Origin of the sequence: Streptomyces sp. NPDC001137, from assembly GCF_040298885.1 — a bacterium.
Classification (GTDB): Bacteria; Actinomycetota; Actinomycetes; order Streptomycetales; family Streptomycetaceae; genus Streptomyces.
Genome location: NZ_JBEPBA010000011.1, coordinates 1 through 26,384 on the forward strand (window position 1 = coordinate 1; position 26,384 = coordinate 26,384).

Below are 26,384 nucleotides of genomic sequence, written 5' to 3' on the forward strand. Positions count from 1 at the left end.
GGGGGGGGGTGGGGGTGGGCGTGGGGGTCGTCGGCCGGGTGGTGCTGGGGGTGGTTGTGGTGGTGTTGGGGGTGGGGGGGCGGGGGGTCCCGCCCCCCCCCGGGCCCACCCCGGAGCTCTCACATCTGGGACATTTTTCTATGCGCAAGAAGACGTTCGCCGCGGCCGCGCTGCTCGCCGCCGCCACCCTGACCCTCTCCGCCTGCGGCAGCGGCGACGACAGCAACTCGCCCGTCGCCGTGGTCTCCGAGGACACCTCGCAGAAGGCCGCGACCGTTCTCGACAAGCCGTTCGAGAAGCCGGACCTCGTCCTCACCGACACCCATGGCAAGAAGTACGGCTTCCGCAAGGAGACCGCGGGCCGTCCGACGCTGATCTACTTCGGCTACACCCACTGCCCCGACATCTGCCCGCTGACGATGAGCAACATCGCCGTCGCCAAGAAGCAGCTGCCCAAGGCCGAACAGGACAAGCTGCGGGTCGTGTTCGTCACCACCGACCCCCAGCGCGACACCCCGGCCGAACTCGGCAAGTGGCTCAAGGGCATCGACCCCCAGTTCGTGGGTCTGACCGGCGACTTCGCCACCATCCAGGCCGGCGCCCGCACCCTCGGCATCTCCATCGAGCCGACCCACAAGGACAAGAAGACCGGCAAGACCGTCTCGGTGCACGGCACCCAGGTCATCGCGTTCTCGCCGAAGACCGACGGCGGCTACGTCCTCTACGGCGAGGACGCCCAGGTCGGCGACTACACCAAGGACCTCCCCAAGATCATCAAGGGGGAGAACCCGTGAGGCACCTCGTCGCCCCCGCCGCGGTACTGGCGGGAGCGCTGGCTCTGGCGGGCTGCGGCGGCTCCGGCGACACGAAGGCCGACCTGTCCGTCAGCTCCTCCTACATGCCCCAGCCCGTCTCCGACATGGCCGCGGGCTTCCTCACCATCGCCAACAAGGGCGGCACCAAGGACGAACTGACCTCCGTCACCAGCGACGCCGCGGGCAGCGTGACCGTCCACGAGACGGTCGGGCAGTCCATGGAGGAGGTCAAGTCCCTGGATGTCCCCGCACACGGTCAACTCGTGTTCAAGAGCGGCGGCAATCACCTGATGTTCGAGAACCTGAAGCGCAAGCCGAAGCAGGGCGAGAAAGTCACCCTCGAACTGCACTTCGCCAAGTCCGGCCCGATCAAGGTTGAGATGCCGGTCAAGTCGGCCACGTACAACCCCGCGACCGGCCACTGAGGGAGGCACCACCGTGACCCGGACCATCACCCCCCGTCGCGTGCGGACACTGGCGCTGCTGTTCCTGGCCGTCCTCGGCATGCTCCTCGCCGGTGCCGGGACGGCCTCCGCGCACGCCGCGCTGACCGGCAGCGACCCCGCCCAGGGGGTGGTGGTCGACAAGGCACCCAGCCAGGTCACGCTCACCTTCTCCGAGAAGGTCGCCACGTCCGACGACTCGCTGCGCGTCCTCGACCCCAAGGGCAAGCGCGTCGACACCGGCAGACCGTCCAACGTGAGCGGCACGTCGTACGCCGTGCCGCTGCACAGCGGGCTGCCGGACGGCACCTACACGGTGTCCTGGCAGGTGGTGTCCGCGGACAGCCACCCCGTCGCCGGCGCCTTCACCTTCTCCATCGGCGCCCCCTCCACCACCACCGTCTCGGTCACCGACCGGACGGTGGGCGGCGGGATCGTCGGCCGGCTGTACGGCTTCGGCCGGTATGTGTCGTATGCCGGCTTCATCGTCCTGGTCGGCGGCGCAGCCTTCGTGCTCGCCTGCTGGCGGCGCGGCTCCGGCGTACGGGCGCTGCAGCGGTTCGTGGTCGGCGGGTGGCTCGCGCTCACCTCGGCCACGCTCCTGCTGCTGCTCCTGCGCGGCTCCTACACCAGCTCCGGCAAGGTCGGCGCCATCTTCGACCTGAGCCTGCTCGGGCAGGTGCTGCAGACCAAGTCGGGCGCGGCACTGATCTCCCGGCTGCTGCTGCTCGCCGCGGCGGCCCTGTTCATCGCGGTGCTCTTCGGCGCCTATGCCCGCCCGTCTCCCACCACCACCCCGAACGACGACGCTTCGCGCCGACTGCCTGATTCAAGGGACGCCGAGGAGAAGCGGGACCTGACGTTCGGACTCGCGATCGGCGGAACCGTGGTGGCCGCCGGGCTCGCGGCGAGCTGGGCGATGGCGGAGCACGCCTCCACCGGGCTCCAGCCGGGCGTCGCGATGCCCGTCGACGTCGTCCATCTGCTGGCCGTGGCCGCATGGCTCGGCGGCCTGTGCGCGCTCCTCGTGGCGCTGTACCGGTCGGACACCCCGATCGAGGCCGCGGCGGTACACCGGTTCTCCCGGGTCGCCTTCGGCAGCGTCCTCGCGCTCGTCGCGACCGGCATCTACCAGTCCTGGCGCCAGCTCGGCTCCTGGTCGGCGTTCACCGACACGGCGTATGGCCGGCTGCTGCTCGTCAAGATCGGGCTCGTGGCGCTGCTCGTCGGGATCGCATGGATCTCCCGGCGGTGGACGGCACGGCTGGCGGACACCGCCGTCGTGCAGCCGCACGAGGAAGCGGTGGAGCAGAACACCTCGCAGAACGACGTCCTGGAGGTGAAGGAGCCGGCCGCCGCCCGGGCGGGTACCGGCTCGGCCAGGACGGCGACGGCGTCCGCCGACTCCTCGGCCGGTGAAGGACCGAGAGCCGCCCGCGGCTCCACGGCCGACGGCGGCGCCGCGTCCACCACCGGATCCGAGGAGTCCGAGGAGCCCGACGCGTCCGAAGCTGCCGACGAGGCCCGGACCTCCGGTGACTCCGAAGCCCCCGCCGACTCCGAGCGCGCCGCCCAACTCGCCCGCCAGAAGGCCGCCATCGCCACCGCACGGCAGAAGCGGCAGCGCGACGCCGACCCCGACCGGTTCGGCCTACGGCGCTCCGTACTCGCCGAGGCGGGCGTCGCCGTGGTCCTGCTCGCCGTCACCACCGTGCTGACCCAGACCGAGCCCGGACGCACGGAACAGCAGGCCAAGGCCGCCACCTCGGCGTCCTCGTCCTCCTCGTCCACGGCGGACTCGTCGTCCGGCGCGCTGACCCTGACCATGCCGTTCGACACCGGCGGCACGGACGGCAAGGGCGTCGTGTCCGTGGACCTCGACCCCGCGCGCGTAGGCGGCAACGACATGCACGTCTACGTCCAGCGGCCCAACGGGCGCGCCTTCGACATCCCCGAGGTGAAGGTCGCCTTCACCCTGGAGACCAAGAAGATCGGGCCGCTGCCCGTCAGCCCCGACCACATCGCCACCGGACACTGGGCGACGAACGGGGTGCAGATCCCCATGGCCGGCGACTGGAAGGTCGCCGTGACCGTGCGCACCTCCGACATCGACCAGGTGACCGTCTCCAAGAACGCGCAGATCGGCTGAATCGCACCATGGCTGACAAGTCCATCCGGGAGGCCCGCACTCCCGACGCAACTCCCGAAGCGGCTCCGGAGGAGAGCGTTTCCGAGAATGCGCGCTCCAGGGACGGCATTTCGCGACGGAAGCTGCTCGGCACCGCCGGCGCCACCGGGCTCGTGCTCGGCGCGGCCGGCGGAGCCGTGGGGTACGCCGCCGCACCCTCCGAGGCCGCCCCGCTCAGCTCAATCGGCTCCAATCGGGTGATGTTTCACGTGAAACACCAGCCCGGCATCACCGAGGGCCTCCAGGCACGCGGCCACCTCGTCGCCTTCGACCTGACGGCAGGGGCGGGCCGCAAGGAGGCTGCCGCGTTGCTGCGCCGCTGGTCGGCGACGGCCGAGCGGCTGATGGCGGGCGAGGCGGCAGCGAGTGACGACACGGATGTCGCGCGGGACGCGGGCCCGTCGTCCCTGACGATCACCTTCGGCTTCGGCCACAGCTTCTTCTCCCGCACCGGCCTGGAGAAGCAGCGCCCGGTCTCCCTCGACCCCCTGCCCGACTTCTCCTCCGACCACCTGGACAAGGCCCGCAGCGACGGCGATCTGTGGGTGCAGATCGGCGCCGACGACGCCCTGGTGGCCTTCCACGCCCTGCGGGCGATCCAGAAGGACGCGGGCAGCGCGGCCCGCATCCGCTGGCAGATGAACGGCTTCAACCGCACTCCGGGCGCCACCGCCCACCCCATGACGGCCCGCAACCTCATGGGCCAGCTGGACGGCACCCGCAATCCCAAGCCGAGTGAGTCCGACTTCGACAAGCGGATCTTCGTGCCGTCCTCGGGGTCCAACGATCCCGCCTGGATGGCGAACGGCTCCTACGCCGTCGTACGCCGCATCCGTATGCTCCTCGACGACTGGGAGAAGCTCTCTCTCCGGGCCCAGGAGGACGTCATCGGGCGCCGCAAGTCCGACGGAGCCCCCCTGTCCGGGGGCACCGAGACGACCGAGATGGACCTGGAGAAGACGGACGCGCAGGGCAACTACGTCGTCCCGGTCAACGCCCACGCCCGCATCTCCCGCCCCGACCAGAACGGCGGTGCGGCGATCCTGCGCCGTCCGTTCTCGTACCACGACGGGTTCGACGCGGACGGCGTCCCCGACGCGGGCCTCCTCTTCGTCTGCTGGCAGGCCGACCCGCTGCGCGGCTTCGTCACCATCCAGCGCAAGCTGGACCGCGGCGACGCCCTGTCGAAGTACATCCGCCACGAGGCGAGCGGCCTGTTCGCCGTGCCGGGCGGGGCGGCACAGGGCGAGTACGTGGGGCAGCGGCTGCTGGAGGGATGAGCCGCGTCTGCGTAAGGCCCATTAGGGTGAGGTCATGCCAGCGAGCTACGCGTATCTCGGCCCCGAGGGCACCTTCACCGAAGTCGCCCTGCGCACCCTCCCCGAAGCGGCCACCCGGGAACTGATCCCGTACGTGTCCGTCCAGTCCGCGCTCGACGCGGTCCGCGCGGGCGAGGCCGAGGCCGCCTTCGTGCCGATCGAGAACTCCGTCGAGGGCGGCATCACGACCACCCTCGACGAGCTGGTCGCGGGCGCCCCGCTGATGATCTACCGCGAGGTGCTGCTGTCCATCACCTTCGCGCTGCTGGTCAGGCCGGGCACGAAGCTCTCCGACATCAAGACGGTCTCCGCCCACCCGGCCGCCCAGCCGCAGGTGCGCAACTGGCTCAAGAACAACCTCCCGGACGCCCACTGGGAGTCCGCCGCCTCGAACGCGGACGCCGCCCGACTCGTCCAGGAGGGCCAGTACGACGCCGCCTTCGCGGGCGAGTTCGCGGCCGCCCGGTACGGTCTGGAGGCCCTGGAGACCGGCATCCACGACGCCGAGAACGCGCAGACCCGGTTCGTGCTGGTCGGCCGGCCCGCCCGGCCCGCCGCACCCACCGGCGCGGACAAGACGTCCGTCGTGCTGTGGCAGCGCGACGACCACCCCGGCGGCCTGCGCGACCTGCTGGGCGAGTTCGCCACCCGGGGCATCAACCTGATGCTGCTGCAGTCCCGGCCCACCGGTGCCGGCATCGGCAACTACTGCTTCTGCATCGACGCCGAGGGCCACATCTCCGACCGCCGGGTCGCCGAGGCCCTGATGGGGCTCAAGCGGATCTGCCTGGAGGTGCGCTTCCTCGGCTCGTACCCGCGCGCCGACATCGGCGTCGAGGACGTGCGCGCACCGCGCCAGGGGACGTCGGACGAGGAGTTCCTCGCGGCGTCGGACTGGGTGGCGCGCTGCCAGGACGGCCGCTTCTAGCCGGTCCGTCGGGCCGGTCCTACCTGCAGATTTTCGTTGTCCACAGAAGTTATCCACAGGCTGGCTTCTCGACCTGGGGACAAGTCGACATCGGAGCGTGAGTCTGTCGACAAATCCGCCTGTGGGCTCCTCTCGCGTCCATCGGATCGCATGTCACCGTTCGTCCACCTGTTTCCTTTAGGCAATCCTTTGGGGCGACCGCTTTCCACTCGAAAGTGGTGGTAAATCAGGGTCTGGGGCACGATTCCTCGGCGTGACCCTCCGGTTTCGGAGTGATTAATTCCGAAATCCACAGACGCCTCGCACAGCCTGTGGATAACTCTTCGGGGGGTGTGGATCGCTGTGGACAACCAAACGCCAAGTCCCGCTCCCCGCAAGGGAATCGGGTCAACCGAGCGCCGACCGCGTGCCCCGTATCAGGGAGTGAGACGCCTTTTGTTGACACTGAGGGCAATTCGCTCATAACTGAACGTAAGCCGCAATTGGCGACTGTTGGGAATGGTGAGTCGTGGGCCGTATCCCGGCACCGGTAGCCTTGACCGCGTGATTGACCTTCGCCTGCTCCGTGAGGACCCCGACCGTGTGCGCGCGTCCCAGCGCGCCCGTGGAGAGGACGTCGCGCTCGTCGACTCTCTCCTGTCTGCCGACGAGCGGCGCAGGTCGTCCGGCGTCCGCTTCGACGAGCTGCGTGCCGAGCAGAAGCAGCTCGGCAAGCTCATCCCCAAGGCCTCCGCGGACGAGAAGGCGGAGCTGCTGAAGAAGGCGAGCCAGCTCGCCGCCGACGTCAAGGCCGCCGACGCCGAGCGCGACGCAGCCGACACCGAGACGCAGGAGCTGCTCCTCCAGCTCGGCAACCTCGTCCACCCCGACGTGCCCGTCGGCGGCGAGGAGGACTTCGTCACCCTCGAGACGCACGGCACGATCCGCGACTTCGGCGCCGAGGGCTTCGAGCCCAAGGACCACCTGGAGCTCGGCACGCTCCTCGGCGCGATCGACGTGGAGCGCGGTGCGAAGGTCTCCGGCTCGCGCTTCTACTTCCTGACGGGTGTGGGCGCCCTGCTCGAGCTCGCGCTCGTCAACGCGGCGATCGCCCAGGCCACCGCGGCCGGCTTCACTCCGATGCTGACGCCCGCCCTGGTCCGTCCCCAGTCGATGGCGGGCACGGGCTTCCTCGGCCAGGCGGCCCAGGACGTCTACCACCTCGACAAGGACGACCTCTACCTGGTCGGCACCTCCGAGGTCCCCCTCGCCGCGTACCACATGGACGAGATCATCGACGCCGACCGGCTGCCCCTGCGGTACGCGGGCTTCTCGCCCTGCTTCCGCCGTGAGGCAGGCTCGCACGGCAAGGACACCCGGGGCATCTTCCGCGTCCACCAGTTCGACAAGGTGGAGATGTTCTCGTACGTCGCCCCGGAGGACTCGGAGGCCGAGCACCAGCGTCTGCTGCAGTGGGAGAAGCAGTGGCTGACCTCGCTGGAGCTGCCGTTCCGCGTCATCGACGTCGCCTCGGCCGACCTGGGCTCCTCGGCGGCCCGCAAGTTCGACTGTGAGGCGTGGATCCCGACGCAGGGCAAGTACCGCGAGCTGACGTCGACCTCGGACTGCACCGAGTTCCAGTCCCGCCGTCTGTCGATCCGCGTCCGTGACGGCAAGCAGGTCAAGCCGCTCGCGACGCTCAATGGCACGCTGTGCGCCGTACCGCGCACGATCGTGGCCATCCTGGAGAACCACCAGCAGGCCGACGGCTCGGTGTATGTTCCGCCGGTGCTGCGCCCGTTCCTGGGCGGCCGGGAGGTCCTGGAGCCGGTCGCCAAGTGAGCGACGCGTCCGCAGGCCCGGGGTTCCCGTACAGACTCATCGCCACCGACCTCGACGGAACGCTCCTGCGCTCCGACGATTCGATCTCGCGGCGCACCCGTGACGCGCTCGCCTCGGCCACCGAGGCGGGCGCCGCTCACATCGTCGTCACCGGCCGCGCGGTCCCCTGGACCCGGCACATCCTCGACGACCTCGGCTACCGGGGCCTCGCGGTCTGCGGCCAGGGCGCGCAGGTGTACGACGCCGGCGAGCACCGTCTGCTGACGTCGGTGACGCTGGACCGGCAGCTGGCGGGCGTGGCCCTGGCCAAGATCGAGGCGGAGGTCGGCCCGCTGCACCTGGCGGCGAGCCGCGACGGCCTGGACGGCGACGTGCTGGTGGGGCCGGGGTACGCGCTCACCGGTGAGCTTCCCGTGACGCCGTTCACGGATGCGTCCGACCTCTGGTCGGCCCCGCTGAACAAGATCTACATACAGCACCCCGAGCTGTCCGACGACGAGCTCGCGGAGGCCGCGCGCGAGGCAGCGGGCGGCTTCGTCACGGTCGCGATGGCCGGCGAGGGCATCGTGGAGCTGCTGCCGCTGGGTCTGTCCAAGGCCACGGGCCTGTCGCTGGCGGCCCGCCGCCTGGGCATCAAGGCGGCGGAGACGATCGCCTTCGGCGACATGCCCAACGACATCCCGATGTTCGCCTGGGCGTCCTACGGAGTGGCCATGGCCAACGCTCACGGGGAGCTGAAGGCGGTGGCGGACGAGGTGACGTCCTCCCATGATGAGGACGGGATCGCGGTGGTGCTGGAGCGGTTGCTGCCGTAGCTGCGGGCAGTCGTGCCGCTGGGGCGGCACGGGTGGGCGCAGCGGCGCCTCGTGAGCGCCGAGTTGCGCGACCGACCCGGCCACCCCAGCGGAGGGTGCCCCCTTGCAGCGGGGGCGACGTGGGGAGGCGGCCCACGCAAGCGCAGCGCGCCGCGTGCTCGAAGCGGCCGCCCCGGGCAGCTCCCCGTGCGGAGCGGGTTCGACGGTGGGGTAACTACACCGGAACCCGCCGCGGGCTGCCCTGTCGGGAGCTGGACGTACTGTCGTGCATGGACATCGCCCGGCTCCTCTCCCAGAACGTGGCGCCGGAGCAGCATCCCGAAGTGCGGGCGTCCGGCGGTGTGGACACAACCACTGTGCCTGTAGGACGAGTTGGACGCCACCGAATAAAACGACCGGACGACGGCCGTACGGGGATCAGCGCCGCCGCCACTTGCGGCGGCGCGCCCTGCTGAAGAACCAGCCGGCCGGCGGCTCGTCGGAGCGCCAGGGCTGCGGCTCCGGCTGCTCGTTGCGCCAGCGTGCGGCGAGCATGCGGGCACGGGCGGACGGCTCGGAGGTCTCGGCGCCCCGTATGAAGTCCTCGTCCAGGACCAACTCGTCCCAGTCGTCCGCCATCCCTGTTCCTCTCAGTCGTACATCCCCGGGTTGCTCAGCCGTACATCCCCATTTGCCCAGTCTGACCGGACAGAGGTGAAGCCCCCGTCAAGGTCAGGACTTGTCACTCCTCACCGGCCAGGGTCAGCGTGCGCAGCTTCTGACCGGCGTACCAGGTGGCGAGGACAGTCACCGCGACCAGGAAGACCGTGGCCGTCGTCAGGCCGACGTCCGAGGTGACCAGGTCGCCGCCGGCGACCTTGTGGGCGACGGCCAGCGACCACTGCTGGACGCTCAGCGTGCGCGCACCGGGCACCAGCGAACCGAACAGGGCCTCCCAGACGAGGGCGTACACGAGTCCGAAGACCACCGCGTGCCGGGAGACCGTGCCCAGCAGCAGGAACAGCGCCGCGTAGGCGATGGAGGAGACCAGCGCGGCGACCGTGTAGGCGACGGCGATCTGCTGTCCGTTGCCGTTGAGGATGAAGCCCGCGATGAGGGTGGGCAGCGCGGAGAACACCATCGTCACCGCGATCGCCACGATCAGCTTGGTGAAGATGATCGTCGACCGCTTCAGCGGCTTGGACAGCAGGTACACCACCGAGCCGTCGTCGATCTCCGGTCCGATCGCGCCCGTGCCGGCGATGACGCCGATGAGCGGCACCATCGTGGCGAGCGCAAGGCCGCCCAGCAGGTCGGAGGCCGTCTGGTCGTCGGCACCGGCGAGGCCGCGTACGACGACGGAGATCGCGATCAGCAGCATGGGCAGTGCGCCCAGGATGAGGGCCCGGCGACGGCCGAGCAGGGCCCGGTAGGTGAGCCGGGCGACTGTGGGGTCGTACATCTTTCGGCCTCCTACGCCGCGACCAGATACGAGAAGACGGACTCGAGGGACTCGTCGGACGGCGAGACGGTCAGCAGCCGGATGCCGTGGTCGCGGGCGACCTTCGGCAACAGGGCCGTGAAGCGGCCGAAGTCGACGGCCTGGATGCGCAACGCGCCCTCGACGAGGTCGACCTCGATGCCCGATGTCGACGGGTCGGCGATCAGTGCGGCCGCAAGGGCGCGGTCGTCGCTGGAACGCACCAGGTAGCGGTGCGGGCGATCGGTCATCAGGCGGCGGATCTTGCGGAAGTCGCCGCTGGCCGCATGGCGTCCGGCGACGACGACCTCGATGTGCCAGGCGAGTTGCTCGACCTCTTCGAGGATGTGCGACGAGAACAGCACCGTGCGGCCCTCGTTGCCCATGCGTCGCAGCAGGTCCATGAGCTGCATGCGCTGGCGCGGGTCCATGCCGTTGAAGGGCTCGTCCAGGAGGAGGAGCGAGGGGTCGTGGACCAGGGCGCTCGCCATCTTCACGCGCTGGCGCATGCCCTTGGAGTACGTGGAGATCTTCCGGTCCTGTGCGTACTCCATCTCGACCGTGGCCAGCGCCTTCTGGGCCGCCATGGCACCCAGGCCGTGCAACTCGGCGTTGGCGACGACGAATTCGCGTCCGGTGAGGAAGTCGTACATCGCCTCGCGCTCGGGGACGATACCGATGTGTTTGTAGATCGACTCGTTGCGCCAGACCTGCTCGCCGTCGAGGGTGACGGTGCCGGTGGAGGGGGCCAGGAAGCCGGCCATCATGTTGATGAGGGTGGACTTTCCGGCGCCGTTCGGGCCGAGCAGGCCGGTGACGCCGGGGCCGATCGTCATGGTGATGTCGTTGACGGCGACCACGTTGCCGAACCAGCGGGAGACGTGGTCGATCTGGAGCGTGGTCACAGTCCCACCTTCTTGTAGCGGCGGATCAGGAGGCCGTAGCTCGCGGCGATCAGGCCCAGGGTGAGCAGGACGTACACCACGCCCTGACCGGTCGAGGGGCCATGGCCTCCCGGAAGTGCCGGGGTCGCGCCGAGGAAGGCGGACTGCACGCCGTCGATGAGCGTGACCGGCGAGAAGAGACCGATCCAGGGGATGGCGCTCGTGCTGCCCTGGGTGTCGGCGATCGCCTGGAGCGTCGAGACGGCTCCGTAGGAGACGATCAGAACGGCGATCACGGCCGCGATGCCGAAGCCGCGGCGCGGGGTGACCGACGCGATGACCAGGCCGATGCCGGCGAAGAGCAGCGAGAGCAGTGCCACGGATACGAGTCCCTCGGCGAATCCCTTGGTCTGGTCGGCGAAGTCCAGCTTGGCCAGCAGCGCGCCCACATAGAGCACGATCAGCGGGGCCGTGGTCAGGATGAACATCGCCGAGGCCAGCGCCGCGTACTTCGCGCGTACGTAGTCGGCGGTCTCGATGGGCCGCGAGAAGTACAGCGGCACGGTCTTGAAGCGCAGGTCCCGCGAGACGGACTGGGGTGCCTGCGAGGCGACGTACAGGCAGATGACGGACTGCATGATGATCGCGTAGCGCGTGTACTGGACCGGCAGCTCGTGCGCCTTGGTGGCGACGGCGACGGCCACCATGATGGCCGCCGGCACACACATCACCGCGAACAGCAGCATCGGCAGCACCTTGGACTTGATCGAACGGCCGAGGCCGTAGGCGCCGCGCAGGGACTGCGAGTACAGGGAGCGGGTGGCGTAGGAGCGGCCGAGGCGGGGGCCGTCGTAGCTGCGGTAGCCGATGTTGTGGATGCGGGTCTGCTCACCCGGCGCAGCCGCCGAAGGGTGCTCAACTGCCATGGCCGACCGCCTCCTTCCGCTGCTCTTCCTCGCTCTTGAAGACCTCCGAGATGTGGTGCCTGCGCTGCTCCATGCGCACCAGGCCGAGGCCGAGATCCGCGACGACGTCGCGCACCAGGTCGTACGTCTCCTCGCCCTGCGCCGTGAGCAGCAGGATGTGCCCGGCACCGGGCAGGCCGTCGCTGCCGTCGACGACGTCCACCCCGCGCGCGTGCAGCGTCTCGCGCACCGCGCGCGTGCCGTCCGGGTGCTCGTCGCTGTCGGTGACCTCGATCGCGAGGGTGGTCGTGGTCTGTGTGAAGTCCGTGGTGGAGCTGGAGCGCAGCAGCTTGCCGCCGTCGATGACGACCACATGGTCACAGGTGCGTTCGAGCTCGCCCAGCAGGTGCGAGGTGACCAGGACCGAGATGCCGAAGTCGGTGTGGATGCGGCGGATCAGCCCGAGCATCTCGTCGCGGCCCACCGGGTCGAGGCCGTTGGTCGGCTCGTCCAGGAAGACCAGCTGCGGGTCGTGGACCAGCGCCTGCGCCAGCTTGACGCGCTGCTTCATACCGGTCGAGTAGCCGCCGATGGGGCGGTAGCGCTCCTCGTACAGACCGACATGGCGCAGCGTGTCCGCGGTGCGCTCGCGCGCGGCCGTGGGCGGCAGGCCGGACATGCGCGCCATGTGGACGACGAACTCGGTGGCCGAGACGTCCGGCGGCAGGCAGTCGTGCTCCGGCATGTAGCCGACCCGCTCACGGATGTCGCCACCCTTGGTCGCGACGTCGAGCCCGAGCACTTCGGCGCGGCCCTCGGAGGCGGGGGACAGACCCAGGAGGATCTTGATCAGTGTGGACTTGCCGGCTCCGTTCGCTCCGACGAGTCCGGTCACACCGGGCCCGACGTCGACGGAGAGCCGGTCAAGCGCGGTCACCCGGGGGAACCGCTTGCTCAGGCTTTCGGTCGCGATCACAGTCACGGCTTCGACGATAGTGACGCGGACCACGCCGGTCGTCAGACCGCAGAGCTGTCCTGGCATCAGCCTCCAGGCGTACGGGTCCGTAGGGGATTCCCCTACCTGAGAGCTACGCAGAGTTATCCACAGCCTCGACCCCTCCTATTGACGCAGCCTCTAACAACTGTCACATTCGCCAGTGTCAAGTTACGGGCACGTACCGCAGTCGGCGTGGACGGGGTGGGCGGTGGCATGACGACGGCAGTGACAAATGAACTCTCCGCGCAGCTGCGGGGGTTCAGGCAGGTGCAACGCCTCGCCTACGAGTGCGCGGAGGCGGTCGCCGCACAGCTCCGGCCGGGGGTGACCGAGCGCGAGACGGCCCGCATGCAGCGCGCCTGGCTGCGTGAGCGGGGCGTCCGGGACTGGTTCCATCTGCCCTTCGCCTGGTTCGGGGACCGCACGGCGTTCGTGAACTTCCGCATCCCGCTCCAGTTCTTCCCGACCGACCGGCGGCTCGAGCCCGGGATGCCGTTCATCCTGGACATGGCCCCCGTGTACGACGGCTTCACGGCCGACATCGGCTACTCGGGCTCCCTCGGGATCAACCCCGTGCAGGACAAGCTCATGGCCGACCTTCAGGCGCACCGCGAGCTGATCCTGCGCGAGGTGCGCGAGCGGCGCCCACTGCGGACGATCTACGAGGACGTGGACCGCCTCATGGTCCGCCAGGGCTATGCCAACCGGCACCGCGCCTATCCCTTCGGTGTGATCGCGCACAAGGTCGACCGCGTGAAGCAGCGCCGCTGGTCACCGCATCTGTTCGGGTTCGGCACCCAGTCCCTGAAGGGGCTCGCCTCCGACGCGCTGCACGGCCACCGCGACGGCTGGTCCCCCCTGTGGTCGCCGTACCGCTTCTCCGACCACCCGCCCCAGCCGGGCCTGTGGGCGGTCGAACCCCATCTCGGCTTCCGGGGTACGGGCGCGAAGTTCGAGGAGATCCTGGTCGTCACCGACTCCAGGGACCCCGAGCAGAGCGCCTTCTGGCTGGACGACGATCTGCCGCACGTGCGGCGCTGGGCGGAGGACAAGTGACGGGCTTTTCCCAGACGGTGCTCAAGGGCGTACGGGAGCGCCGGGTACGGACCGGCGGCGTGGAGCTTTGCGTGGCCGAGCTCGGGGACTCCGGGCAGCCGACGGTGGTACTCGTGCACGGATACCCCGACAGCAAGGAAGTGTGGTCCGAGGTCGCCCCCCGGCTCGCCGAGCGCTTCCACGTCGTCCTCTACGACGTCCGGGGACACGGCCGGTCGACGGCACCGCGGCCGCTGCGCGGCGGCTTCACCCTGGAGAAGCTCACGGACGACTTCCTGGCAGTGATCGACACCGTCAGCCCCGACCGGCCGGTGCACGTGGTGGGCCACGACTGGGGCTCGGTGCAGTCCTGGGAGTTCGTCACCGTCAAGCGGACCGAAGGGCGCATCGCGTCCTTCACCTCGATGTCCGGCCCGTCCCTCGACCACTTCGGGCACTGGATCGACAAGCGCCTGAGGCGGCCCACCCCACGCCGTGCCGGCCAGCTCCTCGGCCAGGGCGCCAAGTCCTGGTACGTGTACCTGCTGCACACCCCCGTACTGCCCGAGCTCGCCTGGCGCGGCCCTCTCGGCAAGCGCTGGCCGCGCATCCTGGAGCGCTTCGAGAAGGTACCCGGCGGCGACTACCCGACCCCCTCACTCCCCACCGACGCGGCGCACGGCGCCTGGCTGTACCGGGACAACGTCCGGGCCAGACTGCGCAGGCCCCGCCCGGACGCCTACGCGCACGCGCCCGTGCAGCTCATCACGCCCCTGGGGGACGCGTTCCTGTCGGAGAAGCTCTACGACGAACTGGAGCGGTGGGTCCCGCGGTTGACCCGCCGCACACTCCCCGCCAAGCACTGGATACCCCGCACCCGGCCCGACCAACTGGCCTCCTGGATCACCGAGTTCGTGACCGCCACCGAAGGAGGAAAGAACGAGGTGGCGGCGAGCGGCAGATACGCCGAGCGCTTCGGCGGCCAACTCGTCCTGGTCACCGGCGCGGGCAGCGGCATCGGGCGGGCCACGGCGTTCGCCTTCGCGGAGGCCGGCGCACGCGTGGTGGCCGTCGACCGGGACGCCGAGGCCGCCGCCCGCACCGCCGAACTGTCCCGCCTGGTCGGCGCCCCCGAAGCCTGGCCGGAGACGGCCGACGTCTCCGACGAACAGGCCATGGAGAAGCTCGCCGAAAAGGTCGCCACCGAGTACGGAGTGGTGGACGTCCTGGTGAACAACGCCGGGATCGGCCTGTCCGGCTCCTTCTTCGACACCAGCCCGGAGGACTGGAAGAAGGTCCTCGACGTCAACCTGTGGGGCGTGATCCACGGCTGCCGGCTCTTCGGCAGGCAGATGGCCGAGCGCGGACAGGGCGGCCACATCGTCAACACCGCTTCGGCGGCCGCGTACCAGCCGTCCAAGTCGCTGCCCGCCTACAGCACCTCCAAGGCGGCCGTGCTGATGCTCAGCGAGTGCCTGCGCGCGGAACTGGCGGGGCAGGGGATCGGCGTGAGCGCGATCTGCCCCGGCTTCGTCAACACCGGCATCACCTCGACGGCACGCTTCGCCGGCGTGGACGCCGAGGAGGAGAAGCGGCGCCAGAAGAAGGCGACCCGGCTGTACGGCCTGCGCAACTACCCGCCGGAGAAGGTCGCCGAGGCGATCCTGCGGGCGGTCGTGCGCAACGAGGCGGTCGTACCGGTCACCCCGGAGGCCCGGGGCGCCCACTTCATGTCCCGGTTCACCCCGCGCGCGTTGCGGGCGATCGCCCGCATGGAACCACCGCTGTGAGGGGGCAGTTGCCCACGAACACCGGCGGACGGAGGCACTCGGCATGCAGACGCCGTACCGGATAGAGGACTTGGCGCACCGCAGCGGCGCCACCGTGCGCACCATCCGCGCCTACCAGGACCGCGGCCTCCTCCCCCGTCCCGAGCGCCGCGGCCGCGCCAACCTCTACTCGGACGCGCATCTCGCCCGTCTGCGCCAGATCGCCGACCTCCTGGACCGCGGCTACACCCTGGCCTCCATCAAGGAGCTCCTGGAGGCCTGGGACGCGGGCCGCGGCCTGGGCGGGGTGCTCGGGCTGGTGGCCGAGGTCGACGGCCCGTGGACCGACGAGGAGGCGGTACGGATCTCGCGCGCCGAACTGGACGAGCGCTTCGGCGGCGACCCCGACGACGCGGCCGTCGCCGACGCCGTGGAGCTGGGCGTCCTGGAGCCGGTTCCCGGCGACGGGGACTCCTTCCTCGTGCCGAGCCCCCAAGAGCTCTCCGTGGCCGTCGAGTTGCACTCCGCCGGTGTCCCGCTGGCCGCGATCTCGGGCCATCTGCGGGAGTTGAGGGGCCAGGTCGAGCACATCGCCGCCCGTTTCCTGGAGTTCACCACCGAGCACGTCTTCGCCCGCTACCTCGACGGACCGCACCGCCCGACGGACGCGGACGCGGCGGAGGCCGCCTCACTGGTACGGCGACTGCGGCCCCTCGCACAGCAGACCGTGGACGCCGAACTCGCGCGGGCCATGCGGTTGTTGGCGGTACGGCAACTGCGCCAGCGGCTCGGCGCCGACGATCCCGTGCCGGACCGCCCGACATCACGCTCGGTCTCGTTGCCCGCGGAGACAATGCGAGCGGTGGAGGGGTTGGTTGGGGCGGAGCGGGCCGCGGAGTTCATTCGTCTGGCGGCTGAACGGGAGGTGAGGGCACGGGCGTTGGATGCGCTCACGTCAAGGGAGGTGCCCCCAGCCGATCTTGACGAACGGGACTGACATGTAGCGAAGTTGTCCACAGAACAGCCAACTGGCCTGTGGATAACATGAGTTGGTTGTGGATCAAACCTAGCCGCCAAAATAATCTGCGTGATCCACGTCTCTCCCGTCATGCTGAGCGGATGGACGAAAGACACATGGATGAAAGACGCACCGTAAAGGTGTCGAAGTACCTCTCGAAACACCTGCGCCACCAGCCCGAGCGGATCGGCCTGACGCTCGACGAGGCCGGCTGGGTCGAGATCGACGTACTGATCGCCGCGGCCGCCGCGCACGGCTTCCGCTTCACCCGCGAGGAGCTGGACCACGTCGTCGCCGTCAACGACAAGAAACGCTTCGCCGTCGAGGGCACCCGGATCCGCGCCAGCCAGGGCCACAGCATCGGGATCGACCTCGGACTCGCCCCGGCCACCCCGCCGCCGTACCTCCACCACGGCACCGTGGCCCGCAACCTGGACGCGATCCGCGCCGAGGGACTGCGCCCCATGAACCGGCACGACGTGCACCTCTCGCCGGACCGCGAGACCGCCACCCGGGTCGGAGCCCGCCGCGGCCGGCCCGTCGTGCTGTCCGTGGACGCCGCAGCCATGCACCGCGACGGGCACGTCTTCCACGTCAGCGCGAACGGGGTGTGGCTCACCCAGGCCGTGCCGCCTCAGTACCTGCGCTTCCCCCAGCCGCACTGACGCACCACCGCCGCCCGCCGCGTCACGTGTCCGAGCGAGCGCGCACGGTGACCGTTTCGTCCCTTGTCACCGGGGCGGCTTAGTCTCGGGGACATGAGTCTGCGTCTGAGCACTGTGATCCTCCCGTACCGCCGCTGGCACGAGGGCGGCCGTTCGGCATGGCAGCGCGCGGAGCAGCTCGGCTTCCACACCGCCTACACCTACGACCACCTGTCCTGGCGCAGCTTCCGGGACGGCCCGTGGTTCGGTGCCGTACCGACCCTGACCGCGGCCGCGGCCGTCACCGAGCGGATGCGGCTGGGCACCCTGGTGACCTCGCCGAACTTCCGCCACCCGGTGCCGTACGCGAAGGAGCTGATCTCCCTCGACGACATCTCCGCGGGCCGGTTCACCCTCGGCGTCGGCGCGGGTGGCAACGGCTTCGACGCCACGGTGCTGGGGCGCGATCCCTGGACCCCGCGGGAGCGCGCGGACCGCTTCGCCGAGTTCGTCCAGCTCCTGGACCGGCTCCTCACCGAGGACGGCAAGGAGGGGCTGTCGTACGAGGGCGACTTCTACTCGGCGCACGAGGCGCGCAACATACCGGGCTGCGTGCAGCGCCCCCGGCTGCCTTTCGCGGTGGCGGCGACAGGCCCGCGCGGGCTGCGGCTCGCCGCGCGGTACGGGCAGGCATGGGTGACCACGGGCGACCCCAAGCTGTACGAGAACGGCACTTCCGAACAGTCGATTCAGGCCATTCGCGGCCAGGCCGAGAAGCTGGCCGACGCCTGCGCCGAGATCGGCCGGGACGTGGCCGGGCTCGACAAGATCCTGCTCACCGGCTTCACCCCGGACCGCGGCCGGCCGCTGGAGTCGCTCGACGCGTTCGTGGACTTCGCGGGCCGGCACCGGGAACTGGGCTTCACCGAGATCGTGCTCCACTGGCCCGTCCCGGACTCCGACTTCGCCGCCGACGAGAAGGTGTTCGAGCAGATAGCCATGGAAGCCGCGTCGCAACTCGACTGAGCGGACGGCTGTGACAGTGCTGATCAGGACGGTGACCACTCACCTGTGCGGACTCCCGCACGGCCGTGCGGGCATATGCGGGAGAATGGGCGGGTGACCTCAGCGACTCGACAGCCCGAGACCCCGGCCGCCGCCGCCGCGCCGCGGCTCATAGCCACCGATCTCGACGGCACCCTCCTGCGGGACGACAAGTCGGTCTCCCCGCGCACGGTCGCCGCCCTCGCCGCCGCCGAGGACGCGGGCATCGAGGTCTTCTTCGTCACCGGCCGCCCGGCCCGCTGGATGGACGTCGTCAGTGACCATGTCCACGGCCATGGCCTGGCGATCTGCGGCAACGGCGCGGCCGTGGTCGACCTGCACGGCGGCCCGGGCGCCCACCGGTTCGTGAAGGTGCGGGAGCTGGCCCGGGACAACGCGCTGGACGCCGTACGGCTGCTGCGCGACGCGGCGCCGGGCACGGTGTACGCGGTGGAGCAGACGTACGGCTTCCACCAGGAGCCGGACTACCCGAAGCTGCACATGGAGATCCCGGACAACCTCATGCCGGCCGAGGACCTGCTGGCGCCGGACGGGCCCGGCGCCGCCGAGCCGGTGCTGAAGATCCTCGCCTACCACCCGACCCTGGACCCGGACGGTTTCCTCACCACCGCCCGTCTCGCCATCGGCGACCGTGCCAACGTCACCCGCTCAAGTCCCAGTGCCCTGCTGGAGATCAGCGGCCCCGGCGTCTCCAAGGCGAGCACGCTCGCCCTGTGCTGCGCGGAGCGCGGCATCTCGCACGAGGAGGTCGTCGCCTTCGGGGACATGCCGAACGATGTGGAGATGCTCACCTGGGCGGGCCGGTCCTATGCGATGGGCAACGCGCACCCGGACGTCATCGCCGCAGCCTCGGGCCGCACGGTCGCCAACAACGACGACGGAGTGGCGCTCGTCATCGAACGGATGCTGGCAGAGCGCGGGTAGCTGCGCGTGGTGATCCGGCAAGCCCTGGTCGTCCCGGTCATGCGAGGAGCACGCCTCGTGCCGCCAGCCATGGCACCGGGTCCACCGCGGAGCCCATCTGAGGTGTGACGCGCACCTCGAAGTGCAGATGCGGGCCGGTGGAGTTGCCGGTGGTGCCCGACTGCCCGATCCACTGACCGGTGTCCACCCGCTCGCCCTGGTCGACGGCGACGGCGGCGAGATGCGCGTACTGCGTGTAGTAGCCGCCCGGGTGCTGGATCACGATCTCGATGCCGAAGGCGCCCCCGCACGACACGCTCACCACGCGTCCCGCGCCGACCGCCCGCACCGGCGTGCCGATCGGTACCGCGAAGTCCTGCCCGGTGTGCCTGTTGGCCCACCGGTCGCCGCCGCTGCCGAAGCCCGCGGACAGTTGGTACGTCTCCACGGGCGCCACCCACGGCTGGGTGAAGTGTGCCGCCGGCTGCTGGAGCCGGACGGGGCCGCGGCAGCTGCCGGCCGCGACGGAAGCCTCCGCCTGTCCCTGCAACTCTTCGCGCGCCTCCTCGAGTTTCCGCTCGATGGTGTCCTTCACGGCGGCGAGCTCGATGTTCCGTTTCTCCAGCGCCTGCCAGGCCGCCTTGGCCTTCGCCTCGTCGGCGGCGAAGCGTGCCTCGGCCCGGCGGCTCCTGGCGACGGAGCCGGCCAGGGCCAGATGCGCCTGCGCCAGGACGTGCTGACCGCGCATCAGCGCGTCGGGGCTGTCCGCGAGGATCAGCTGGGCGGCCGCGGGCAGACCGCCGCCGGTGCGGTACTGGGCGCGTGCCATCCGGCCCAGGTCTTCGTGCAGGCGGGCGATCTCCCGCCGTTCGCCGTCCAGCAGCGCCTGGGAATGCTCGGCCTGCGCCCGCCGCACGTCGGCCTCCTGCCGACCCGCCTCGTACTGCTGCGTCGCCAGTGCCGCATCCTCGTAGAGCTGCTCGACCCGACCGCTGATGCCACTGCCGATCTCGTCCCCGTCGCCCACGCCCATCGCCTCCGTGGGCCGCGCCGCAAGCATGACGAGCGCACACAGCAGGGCCGGAACGAGCAAGGGGCGACGGCGGAATGAGCGCATGTCAGCGATCGTGACCCGCCCGGCCGGGACGGGTCATGTTCAAGTCCTGCGCCCGGGGGAAGCAGCACCCCGGATGGCTCAGTACGGACGGATCGTGACGCGTCGGTACGGCGCCCGTCGCGCCATGAGGGCTGCGCAGGTGCTACGACGTCGCCCCGGCCGGCAGCTCCGTCTCCGCCTCCCGCTGCACCATCGCCCGCAACGGCCCCGGCACGGCGGCCAGTTCGGCGTACGTACCGCGCTGCACCACTCGCCCCTCGTCCAGTACGACGACCTCGTCGACGGCCTCCAGACCGGCCAGCCGGTGCGTGATGAGCAGCGTCGTGCGGCCCTCGGTGGCGGCCAGCAGGTCGGCGGTGAGGGCGTCGGCCGTCGGCAGGTCGAGGTGTTCGGCGGGTTCGTCGAGCACGAGAACCGGGAAGTCGGCGAGGAGTGCGCGGGCGAGCGCGAGGCGCTGCCGTTGTCCGCCCGACAGCCGGGCCCCGTGTTCGCCGACGAGTGTGTCGAGCCCCTCGGGCAGGCTGTCGGCCCAGTCCAGCAGCCGGGCCCGGGCGAGCGCGTCGCGCAGGTCGCCCTCGGTGGCGTCCTTCTTCGCCAGCAGCAGGTTTTCGCGTACCGAGCTGTCGAAGAGGTGAGCGTCCTGGGCACACAGCCCGACGAGCCGTCGTACGTCGTCGCCGTCGAGCTCCTGGGCGTCCACACCGGCCAGCGTGTACGAGCCGGCGTCCGCATCCAGGAAGCGCAGCAGCACCTGTGCCAGCGTCGTCTTGCCGGAGCCGGACGGCCCGACCACGGCGACCCGGCGTCCCCGGGGGAGGGTGAGATCGAGACCGCCGAGGGCATCCCGGTCCTGCGCTTCGTACCGGGCGGTCAGGCCCTTCAGAACGACTGGGAAGGGGGAGGTGGGGGCCTGCCGGGGCCGCTCCGGCTCCCGTACCGGCTCGGGCGCGTCCAGGACCTCGAAGACGCGCTCCGCGCTTCTGCGGACCCGCTGCCGGTACTGCACGGCGAGCGGCAGCCCGCTGACCGCCTCGAAGGCGGCCAGCGGGGTGAGGACGACGACGGCCATCGCGACGCCGCCCAGGCGCCCGTCCGCGACCGCCTGGGCGGCCACGAGGGCGGTGGCGGTGACTGTCAGACCGGACAGCAGCGCGGTGAGTCCGTCGCCGAGCGCGGTGGCGGTTGCGGCCCGCGAGGCGATCCGGGTGAGCACACCGTCCGCCTGCCGTGCCTCGGCGGTACGAGCCGGCAGGGCGCCGGCGACGGTCAGCTCCGGGGTACCGGTGAGCAGATCGGTCACGCGCGTCGCGAGCACCCCTCGGGCGGGTGCCAGCCTGCGTTCGGCGCGGCGCGCCACGGCACCGCTGACCAGCGGCACACCGGCTCCGGCCGCCACCAGCCCGACGGCGAGCGCGAAACCGGCCTGGGGCAGCAGCCAGGTGGTGAAGCCGACGGACGCGGCGGAGACGACCGCCGCGGATCCGGCGGGCAGCAGCCAGCGCAGCCAGTAGTCCTGCAGGGCGTCCACGTCGGTGACGAGCCGCGAGAGCAGGTCGCCCCGTCGGGTGCTGTGCAGCCCGGCGGGAGCCAGTCGCTCCAGCCGCCGGTAGACGGCGACCCTCGTGTCGGCGAGCATCCGCAGCACCGCGTCGTGCGACACGAGCCGCTCGGCGTAACGGAAGACGGCCCGCCCGATGCCGAAGGCCCGCGTCGCGGTCACCGCCACCATCAGATACAGCACGGGCGGCTGCTGCGAGGCCCGCGAGATGAGCCAGCCGGAGGTGGCCATGAGCCCGACGGCACTGCCGAGCGCAAGGCTCCCTAGCAGCAGCGCGAGGGCGAGACGGCTGCGCCGGGGGCCGGACATGGCACGGACGCGGGTGAGGACAGCGCGCGTGCCCGTCGTGAGACCGCTTGTCCCGGTCTTCTCCGCAGCGGCGGCCTCGACGGGGCGAGCCCCGGCCGTCACGGCTCCGGACCTCACGGAGGCGGTGGGGGACACAGGTCGCTCCGGCGACCTCGCCGCGTCCGCCGTCGCCAGCCGTACCACCCGGTCCGCGACCCTGAGCAGCGCCGGCCGGTGCACCACCAGCAGCACCGTCCGCCCCACCGCCAGCCGCCGTACCGCCTCCACGACCTCGGCCTCCGTGGCGCCGTCCAGGGCCGCCGTCGGCTCGTCCAGCAGCAGTACGGGCCGGTCCGCGAGGAACGCGCGGGCGAGCGCGAGCCGCTGCCGCTGCCCGGCGGACAATCCGGCCCCGTCCTCCCCGAGCACGGTCCCTGCGCCCCCGGGCAACGCGTCCACGAACTCCAGCGCCCCGGCATCGCTCAACGCTCTGCGTACGGCGGTGTCGTCGGCGTCGGGCCGGGCAAGCCGCACGTTCTCGGCGATCGTCCCGGCGAACAGATGCGGCCGCTGGGGCACCCAGGCGATCCTCGACCGCCACTGCCCGAGATCGACCTCGGCGAGTTCGGCTCCCCCGACCCGCACCCGCCCCGCGGCCGGCCGCACGAAACCCAGCAGGGCGTTCAGCAGCGTCGACTTGCCCGCGCCGCTCGGCCCGACGAGTGCGACGGTCTCGCCGGGCCCGACGGCGAAGGACACCTCCGACACGGCGTCCTCGGACCTCCCGGGATACCGGACCGTCACCCCCTCGAAGGCGATACCGCCCGCCGGCACGGCCGCCGTGCCCGACGCGGGCACCGGCGTCTCCAGGACCGCGAAGATCTCCTCGGCCGCCGCAAGGCCCTCCGCCGCCGCGTGGTACTGCGCGCCGACCTGCCGCAGGGGCAGATAGGCCTCGGGTGCGAGGACGAGGATGACGAGACCTGTGTACAGGTCCATCTCGCCGTGCACGAGCCGCATGCCGATCGTCACGGCGACCAGCGCGACCGACAGCGTGGAGAGCAGCTCCAGCGCGAAGGACGAGATGAAGGCGATCCGCAGCGTCCGCATGGTCGCCAGCCGGTACTCGCCGGTGATGCGTTTGATCGACTCGGCCTGCGCCTTGGCCCGCCCGAACACCTTCAGCGTCGGCAGCCCCACGACCACATCCAGGAAGTGTCCGGACAGCCGGGACAGCAGCCGCCACTGACGGTCCATCCGGGACTGTGTGGCCCAGCCGATCAGGACCATGAAGACCGGAATGAGCGGCAGGGTCCCCACGATGATCGCCGCCGAGACCCAGTCCTCGGTGACGATCCGGGCCAGCACCGCCACCGGCACGACCACCGCGAGCCCCAGCTGCGGCAGATAACGCGAGAAGTAGTCGTCGAGGGCGTCGACTCCACGGGTGGCGAGGGCAACGAGCGAACCGGTCCGCTGCCCGCTCAGCCATCCCGGCCCCAGCTCGACAGCGCGCTCCAGCAGCCGGCCCCGCAGCTCCGACTTCACCGCCGCGCTCGCCCGGTGCGCCGCGAGCTCGGTGAGCCACGAGACCAGTGCCCGGCCACCGGCGACGGCCGCCAACAGCAGCAGGGGAGTGCCGAGTTCACCCACCGACATCCCGTGCTGGAAGGCACCCACCACCACCTCGGCGATGAGCATCGCCTGAGCGATGACCAGCGCCGCACCGACCACTCCCAGGCCGACGACCGCCACCATGAAGAGGCGGGTGGCACGGGCGTAGCGGAGCAGTCGCGGGTCGATCGGTTTCACGTGAAACACACCCTCTTCCTCAAGGGGCATGTTTCACGTGAAACATGCCCCAACTCGGACTCAGTGCACAGCGTCAGCGATGTGCTGCGTACCGATCCGCTTGCGGAACACCCAGTAGGTCCACCCCTGGTAGAGCAGGACGATCGGCGTGGCGATCGCGGCGCACCAGGTCATGATCTTCAGGGTGTAGGGGCTCGACGAGGCGTTGGTGACCGTGAGGCTCCAGTCTCCATTGAGCGACGACGGCATGACGTTCGGAAAGAGGGAAAGGAAGAGCATCGCCACGGCGGCCACGATCGTGATGCCGGACAGCGCGAACGACCATCCTTCGCGCCCGGCCTGATTCGCCACGAGGGCGGCGACCAGCGCGGACACGGCCACGACCAGTGCGATCAGGCTCTTGCCGTCACCGCTGTCGACCTGCGTCCACAGCAGGAAGATCAGCGCCACGACGGCGGTGACGAGACCGACCACCGTCGCCAGCTTCCGTGCCCGCTCCCGGATGTCCCCGACCGTCTTCAGCGCCGTGAACACGGCCCCGTGGAAGGTGAACAGCGTGAGGGTCACCAGCCCGCCGAGCAGCGCGTAAGGGTTGAGCAGGTCCCAGAACGTGCCGACGTACTCGAAGTTCTTGTCGATCTTCACGCCCCGCACGATGTTGCCGAAGGCGACGCCCCACAGGAACGCCGGGATCAGCGAGGTCCAGAAGATCGCGGTCTCCCAGTTGCGCTGCCAGTTCTCCTCGGGCCGCTTCGCCCGGTACTCGAAGGCGACACCCCGCACGATCAGGCTGACCAGGATGATCAGCAGCGGCAGGTAGAAGCCGGAGAAGAGCGTGGCGTACCAGTCGGGGAAGGCGGCGAAGGTCGCACCGCCGGCCGAGAGGAGCCAGACCTCGTTGCCGTCCCACACCGGACCGATCGTGTTGATCAGCACCCGCTTCTCGGGCCGGTTCCGCGCCAGCAGCTTGGTGAGGATGCCGACCCCGAAGTCGAAGCCCTCCAGGAAGAAGTAGCCGGTCCACAGGACGGCGATCAGGACGAACCAGACGTCGTGAAGTTCCATGACTCGATCTCCCTCGGCCTAGTACGAGAAGGCCATCGGCTTGTCGGCGTCACGGGTGTCGCCGCCGATCTTCGTGGGCGGGTTGAGGTCGGCCTCGGTGAGCTCGGGCGGGCCGGCCTTCACGTACTTCACGAGCAGCCTGACCTCGACGACGGCGAGGATGGCGTAGAGCGTGGTGAAGACGATCATCGAGGTGAGGACCTCGGCCTGGGAGACACCGGGGGAGACCGCGTGCCGGGTCTGCAGGACGCCGTAGACGACCCACGGCTGGCGGCCCATCTCGGTGAAGATCCAGCCCCAGGAGTTGGCGATCAGCGGGAAGCCCAGGGTCCAGATCGCCACCAGCCAGTAGAGCCTGCCCAGCTTGGGGCTGAGGGCCTTGTTCCTGAACAGGACCAGATGCGGCACCTCGTCCTCGCCGACCCTCAGATGCTGCGGCAGCATGAACTTCTTGCGGGTCAGCCAGAGTCCGACGATGCCGATGGCGAAGGACGCCATGCCGAAGCCGATCATCCAGCGGAACGCCCAGAACGTGACCGGAATGATGGGCCGGTAGTCGCCGGGGCCGTACTTCTCCTGCTCGGCCTTGTTGGTGTCGTTGATGCCGGGGACGTACGAGTTGAAGTCGTCGTCGGCGAGGAACGACAGCAGGCCGGGGACCGACAGCTCGACGGTGTTGTGGCCCTTGCTGACGTCGCCGTACGCGAAGATCGAGAACGGCGCGGAGTTCTGGCCGTCCCACAGCGCCTCGGCGGCGGCCATCTTCATCGGCTGCTGCTTGAACATGACCTTGCCGAGGGTGTCACCGCTGATCGCGGTGAGCAGACCGGCGATCACGACGGTGACCAGACCCAGCCGCAGCGAGGTCTTCATCACCCGGACGTGCTTCTTGCGGAACAGATGGAAGGCGGCGATGCCGACCATGAAAGCGCCGCCGGTCAGGAAGGAGGCGGAGAGCGTGTGGAAGGCCTGGGCGAGCGCGGTGTTCTGGGTGAGCACGTGCCAGAAGTCGGTGAGCTCGGCACGCCCCTTCGCCTTGTTGATCCGGTAGCCGACGGGGTGCTGCATCCAGGAGTTGGCCGCGAGGATGAAGTACGCCGACAGGATCGTGCCGATCGAGACCATCCAGATGCAGGCCAGATGGATCCTCTTGGGCAGCTTGTCCCAGCCGAAGATCCACAGGCCGATGAAGGTCGACTCGAAGAAGAACGCGATCAGGGCCTCGAAGGCGAGCGGGGCACCGAAGACGTCACCGACGAAGCGCGAGTAGTCCGACCAGTTCATGCCGAACTGGAACTCCTGGACGATGCCGGTGACCACACCCATCGCGATGTTGATCAGGAACAGCTTGCCCCAGAACTTGGTCGCCCTGAGGTACTTCTCCTTCTCCGTGCGCACCCATGCGGTCTGCAGACCGGCCGTGAGAGCGGCCAGCGAGATCGTCAGAGGGACGAACAGGAAGTGGTAGACGGTGGTGATACCGAACTGCCATCGCGCCAGGGTCTCCGGCGCCAGAGCCAGGTCCACGTCGTCAGT

Annotated in this window: 22 protein-coding genes; 13 read left to right on the plus strand and 9 right to left on the minus strand. The window is 70.2% G+C overall.

Annotated elements, in window-relative coordinates:
- The first annotated feature begins 140 nt into the window (after positions 1 to 140).
- From ABT254_RS22645 to ABT254_RS22675, 7 genes are all read left to right on the plus strand, one after another.
- Positions 141 to 794: an SCO family protein gene (locus ABT254_RS22645; protein ID WP_351472903.1), complete on the plus strand. Its 654-nt coding sequence runs from the start codon at positions 141 to 143 to the stop codon at positions 792 to 794.
- Positions 791 to 1,240 carry a copper chaperone PCu(A)C gene (locus ABT254_RS22650; protein WP_351472906.1) on the plus strand — a complete coding sequence of 150 codons (450 nt, stop codon included), beginning with the start codon at positions 791 to 793 and terminating at the stop codon, positions 1,238 to 1,240. The genes ABT254_RS22645 and ABT254_RS22650 overlap by 4 nt, the downstream gene beginning before the upstream one ends.
- Before the next feature lie 13 nt (positions 1,241 to 1,253).
- A complete protein-coding gene (locus ABT254_RS22655) occupies positions 1,254 to 3,407 on the plus strand; it encodes a copper resistance CopC/CopD family protein (protein WP_351472909.1) in 2,154 nt (717 codons plus the stop codon).
- An 8-nt stretch (positions 3,408 to 3,415) separates the two neighbouring features.
- Positions 3,416 to 4,726: an iron uptake transporter deferrochelatase/peroxidase subunit gene (gene efeB / locus ABT254_RS22660; RefSeq protein WP_351472912.1), complete on the plus strand. Its 1,311-nt coding sequence runs from the start codon at positions 3,416 to 3,418 to the stop codon at positions 4,724 to 4,726.
- A 34-nt stretch (positions 4,727 to 4,760) separates the two neighbouring features.
- Complete coding sequence (gene pheA, locus ABT254_RS22665; protein ID WP_344403254.1) at positions 4,761 to 5,693, plus strand: prephenate dehydratase; 933 nt, start codon at positions 4,761 to 4,763, stop codon at positions 5,691 to 5,693.
- A 543-nt stretch (positions 5,694 to 6,236) separates the two neighbouring features.
- A complete protein-coding gene (gene serS, locus ABT254_RS22670; protein ID WP_351472915.1) occupies positions 6,237 to 7,514 on the plus strand; it encodes a serine--tRNA ligase in 1,278 nt (425 codons plus the stop codon).
- Positions 7,511 to 8,329 (plus strand): HAD family hydrolase, encoded by an 819-nt coding sequence (locus ABT254_RS22675; RefSeq protein ID WP_351472918.1) that lies wholly within the window; start codon positions 7,511 to 7,513, stop codon positions 8,327 to 8,329. The genes serS and ABT254_RS22675 overlap by 4 nt, the downstream gene beginning before the upstream one ends.
- A 417-nt stretch (positions 8,330 to 8,746) precedes the next feature.
- Here ABT254_RS22675 and ABT254_RS22680 read toward each other — a convergent pair whose 3' ends face one another.
- From ABT254_RS22680 to ABT254_RS22700, 5 genes are all read right to left on the minus strand, one after another.
- Positions 8,747 to 8,947, minus strand: a complete 201-nt coding sequence (locus ABT254_RS22680) for an SGM_3592 family protein (protein WP_351472921.1) — start codon at positions 8,945 to 8,947, stop codon at positions 8,747 to 8,749.
- Positions 8,948 to 9,050: 103 nt separating this feature from the next.
- Positions 9,051 to 9,770 (minus strand): ABC transporter permease, encoded by a 720-nt coding sequence (locus ABT254_RS22685; RefSeq protein WP_351472923.1) that lies wholly within the window; start codon positions 9,768 to 9,770, stop codon positions 9,051 to 9,053.
- A gap of 11 nt (positions 9,771 to 9,781) precedes the next feature.
- Positions 9,782 to 10,693 carry an ABC transporter ATP-binding protein gene (locus ABT254_RS22690; RefSeq protein ID WP_351472926.1) on the minus strand — a complete coding sequence of 304 codons (912 nt, stop codon included), beginning with the start codon at positions 10,691 to 10,693 and terminating at the stop codon, positions 9,782 to 9,784.
- A complete protein-coding gene (locus ABT254_RS22695) occupies positions 10,690 to 11,598 on the minus strand; it encodes an ABC transporter permease subunit (RefSeq protein WP_351472927.1) in 909 nt (302 codons plus the stop codon). Before ABT254_RS22695 ends, ABT254_RS22690 begins: the two co-directional genes overlap by 4 nt.
- Complete coding sequence (locus ABT254_RS22700) at positions 11,588 to 12,553, minus strand: ABC transporter ATP-binding protein (protein ID WP_351473545.1); 966 nt, start codon at positions 12,551 to 12,553, stop codon at positions 11,588 to 11,590. The genes ABT254_RS22695 and ABT254_RS22700 overlap by 11 nt, the downstream gene beginning before the upstream one ends.
- Before the next feature lie 234 nt (positions 12,554 to 12,787).
- Between ABT254_RS22700 and ABT254_RS22705 the strand changes: the two genes are divergently transcribed.
- From ABT254_RS22705 to ABT254_RS22730, 6 genes are all read left to right on the plus strand, one after another.
- Positions 12,788 to 13,630: a M24 family metallopeptidase gene (locus ABT254_RS22705; protein ID WP_351472930.1), complete on the plus strand. Its 843-nt coding sequence runs from the start codon at positions 12,788 to 12,790 to the stop codon at positions 13,628 to 13,630.
- Complete coding sequence (locus ABT254_RS22710; RefSeq protein ID WP_351472933.1) at positions 13,627 to 15,399, plus strand: SDR family oxidoreductase; 1,773 nt, start codon at positions 13,627 to 13,629, stop codon at positions 15,397 to 15,399. Before ABT254_RS22705 ends, ABT254_RS22710 begins: the two co-directional genes overlap by 4 nt.
- A gap of 43 nt (positions 15,400 to 15,442) precedes the next feature.
- Positions 15,443 to 16,375, plus strand: a complete 933-nt coding sequence (locus ABT254_RS22715; RefSeq protein WP_351472936.1) for a MerR family transcriptional regulator — start codon at positions 15,443 to 15,445, stop codon at positions 16,373 to 16,375.
- 137 nt (positions 16,376 to 16,512) lie between these two features.
- Positions 16,513 to 17,061, plus strand: a complete 549-nt coding sequence (locus ABT254_RS22720) for an RNA 2'-phosphotransferase (protein ID WP_351472939.1) — start codon at positions 16,513 to 16,515, stop codon at positions 17,059 to 17,061.
- A gap of 93 nt (positions 17,062 to 17,154) precedes the next feature.
- Positions 17,155 to 18,066, plus strand: a complete 912-nt coding sequence (locus ABT254_RS22725; protein ID WP_351472942.1) for an LLM class flavin-dependent oxidoreductase — start codon at positions 17,155 to 17,157, stop codon at positions 18,064 to 18,066.
- A gap of 75 nt (positions 18,067 to 18,141) precedes the next feature.
- Complete coding sequence (locus tag ABT254_RS22730) at positions 18,142 to 19,029, plus strand: HAD hydrolase family protein (protein WP_351472945.1); 888 nt, start codon at positions 18,142 to 18,144, stop codon at positions 19,027 to 19,029.
- Between the two features lie 37 nt (positions 19,030 to 19,066).
- Here the strand turns inward: ABT254_RS22730 and ABT254_RS22735 are convergent, their stop codons facing one another.
- The 4 genes from ABT254_RS22735 to ABT254_RS22750 all read right to left on the minus strand — a co-directional run bounded on the left by ABT254_RS22735 (position 19,067) and on the right by ABT254_RS22750 (position 26,375).
- Positions 19,067 to 20,125 carry a M23 family metallopeptidase gene (locus ABT254_RS22735; protein ID WP_351472948.1) on the minus strand — a complete coding sequence of 353 codons (1,059 nt, stop codon included), beginning with the start codon at positions 20,123 to 20,125 and terminating at the stop codon, positions 19,067 to 19,069.
- Positions 20,126 to 20,267: 142 nt separating this feature from the next.
- Positions 20,268 to 23,783 (minus strand): thiol reductant ABC exporter subunit CydD, encoded by a 3,516-nt coding sequence (cydD, locus tag ABT254_RS22740; RefSeq protein ID WP_351472951.1) that lies wholly within the window; start codon positions 23,781 to 23,783, stop codon positions 20,268 to 20,270.
- Between the two features lie 60 nt (positions 23,784 to 23,843).
- Complete coding sequence (gene cydB / locus ABT254_RS22745) at positions 23,844 to 24,848, minus strand: cytochrome d ubiquinol oxidase subunit II (protein WP_351472954.1); 1,005 nt, start codon at positions 24,846 to 24,848, stop codon at positions 23,844 to 23,846.
- A gap of 18 nt (positions 24,849 to 24,866) precedes the next feature.
- A complete protein-coding gene (locus ABT254_RS22750; protein WP_351472957.1) occupies positions 24,867 to 26,375 on the minus strand; it encodes a cytochrome ubiquinol oxidase subunit I in 1,509 nt (502 codons plus the stop codon).
- Positions 26,376 to 26,384 lie beyond the last annotated feature (9 nt).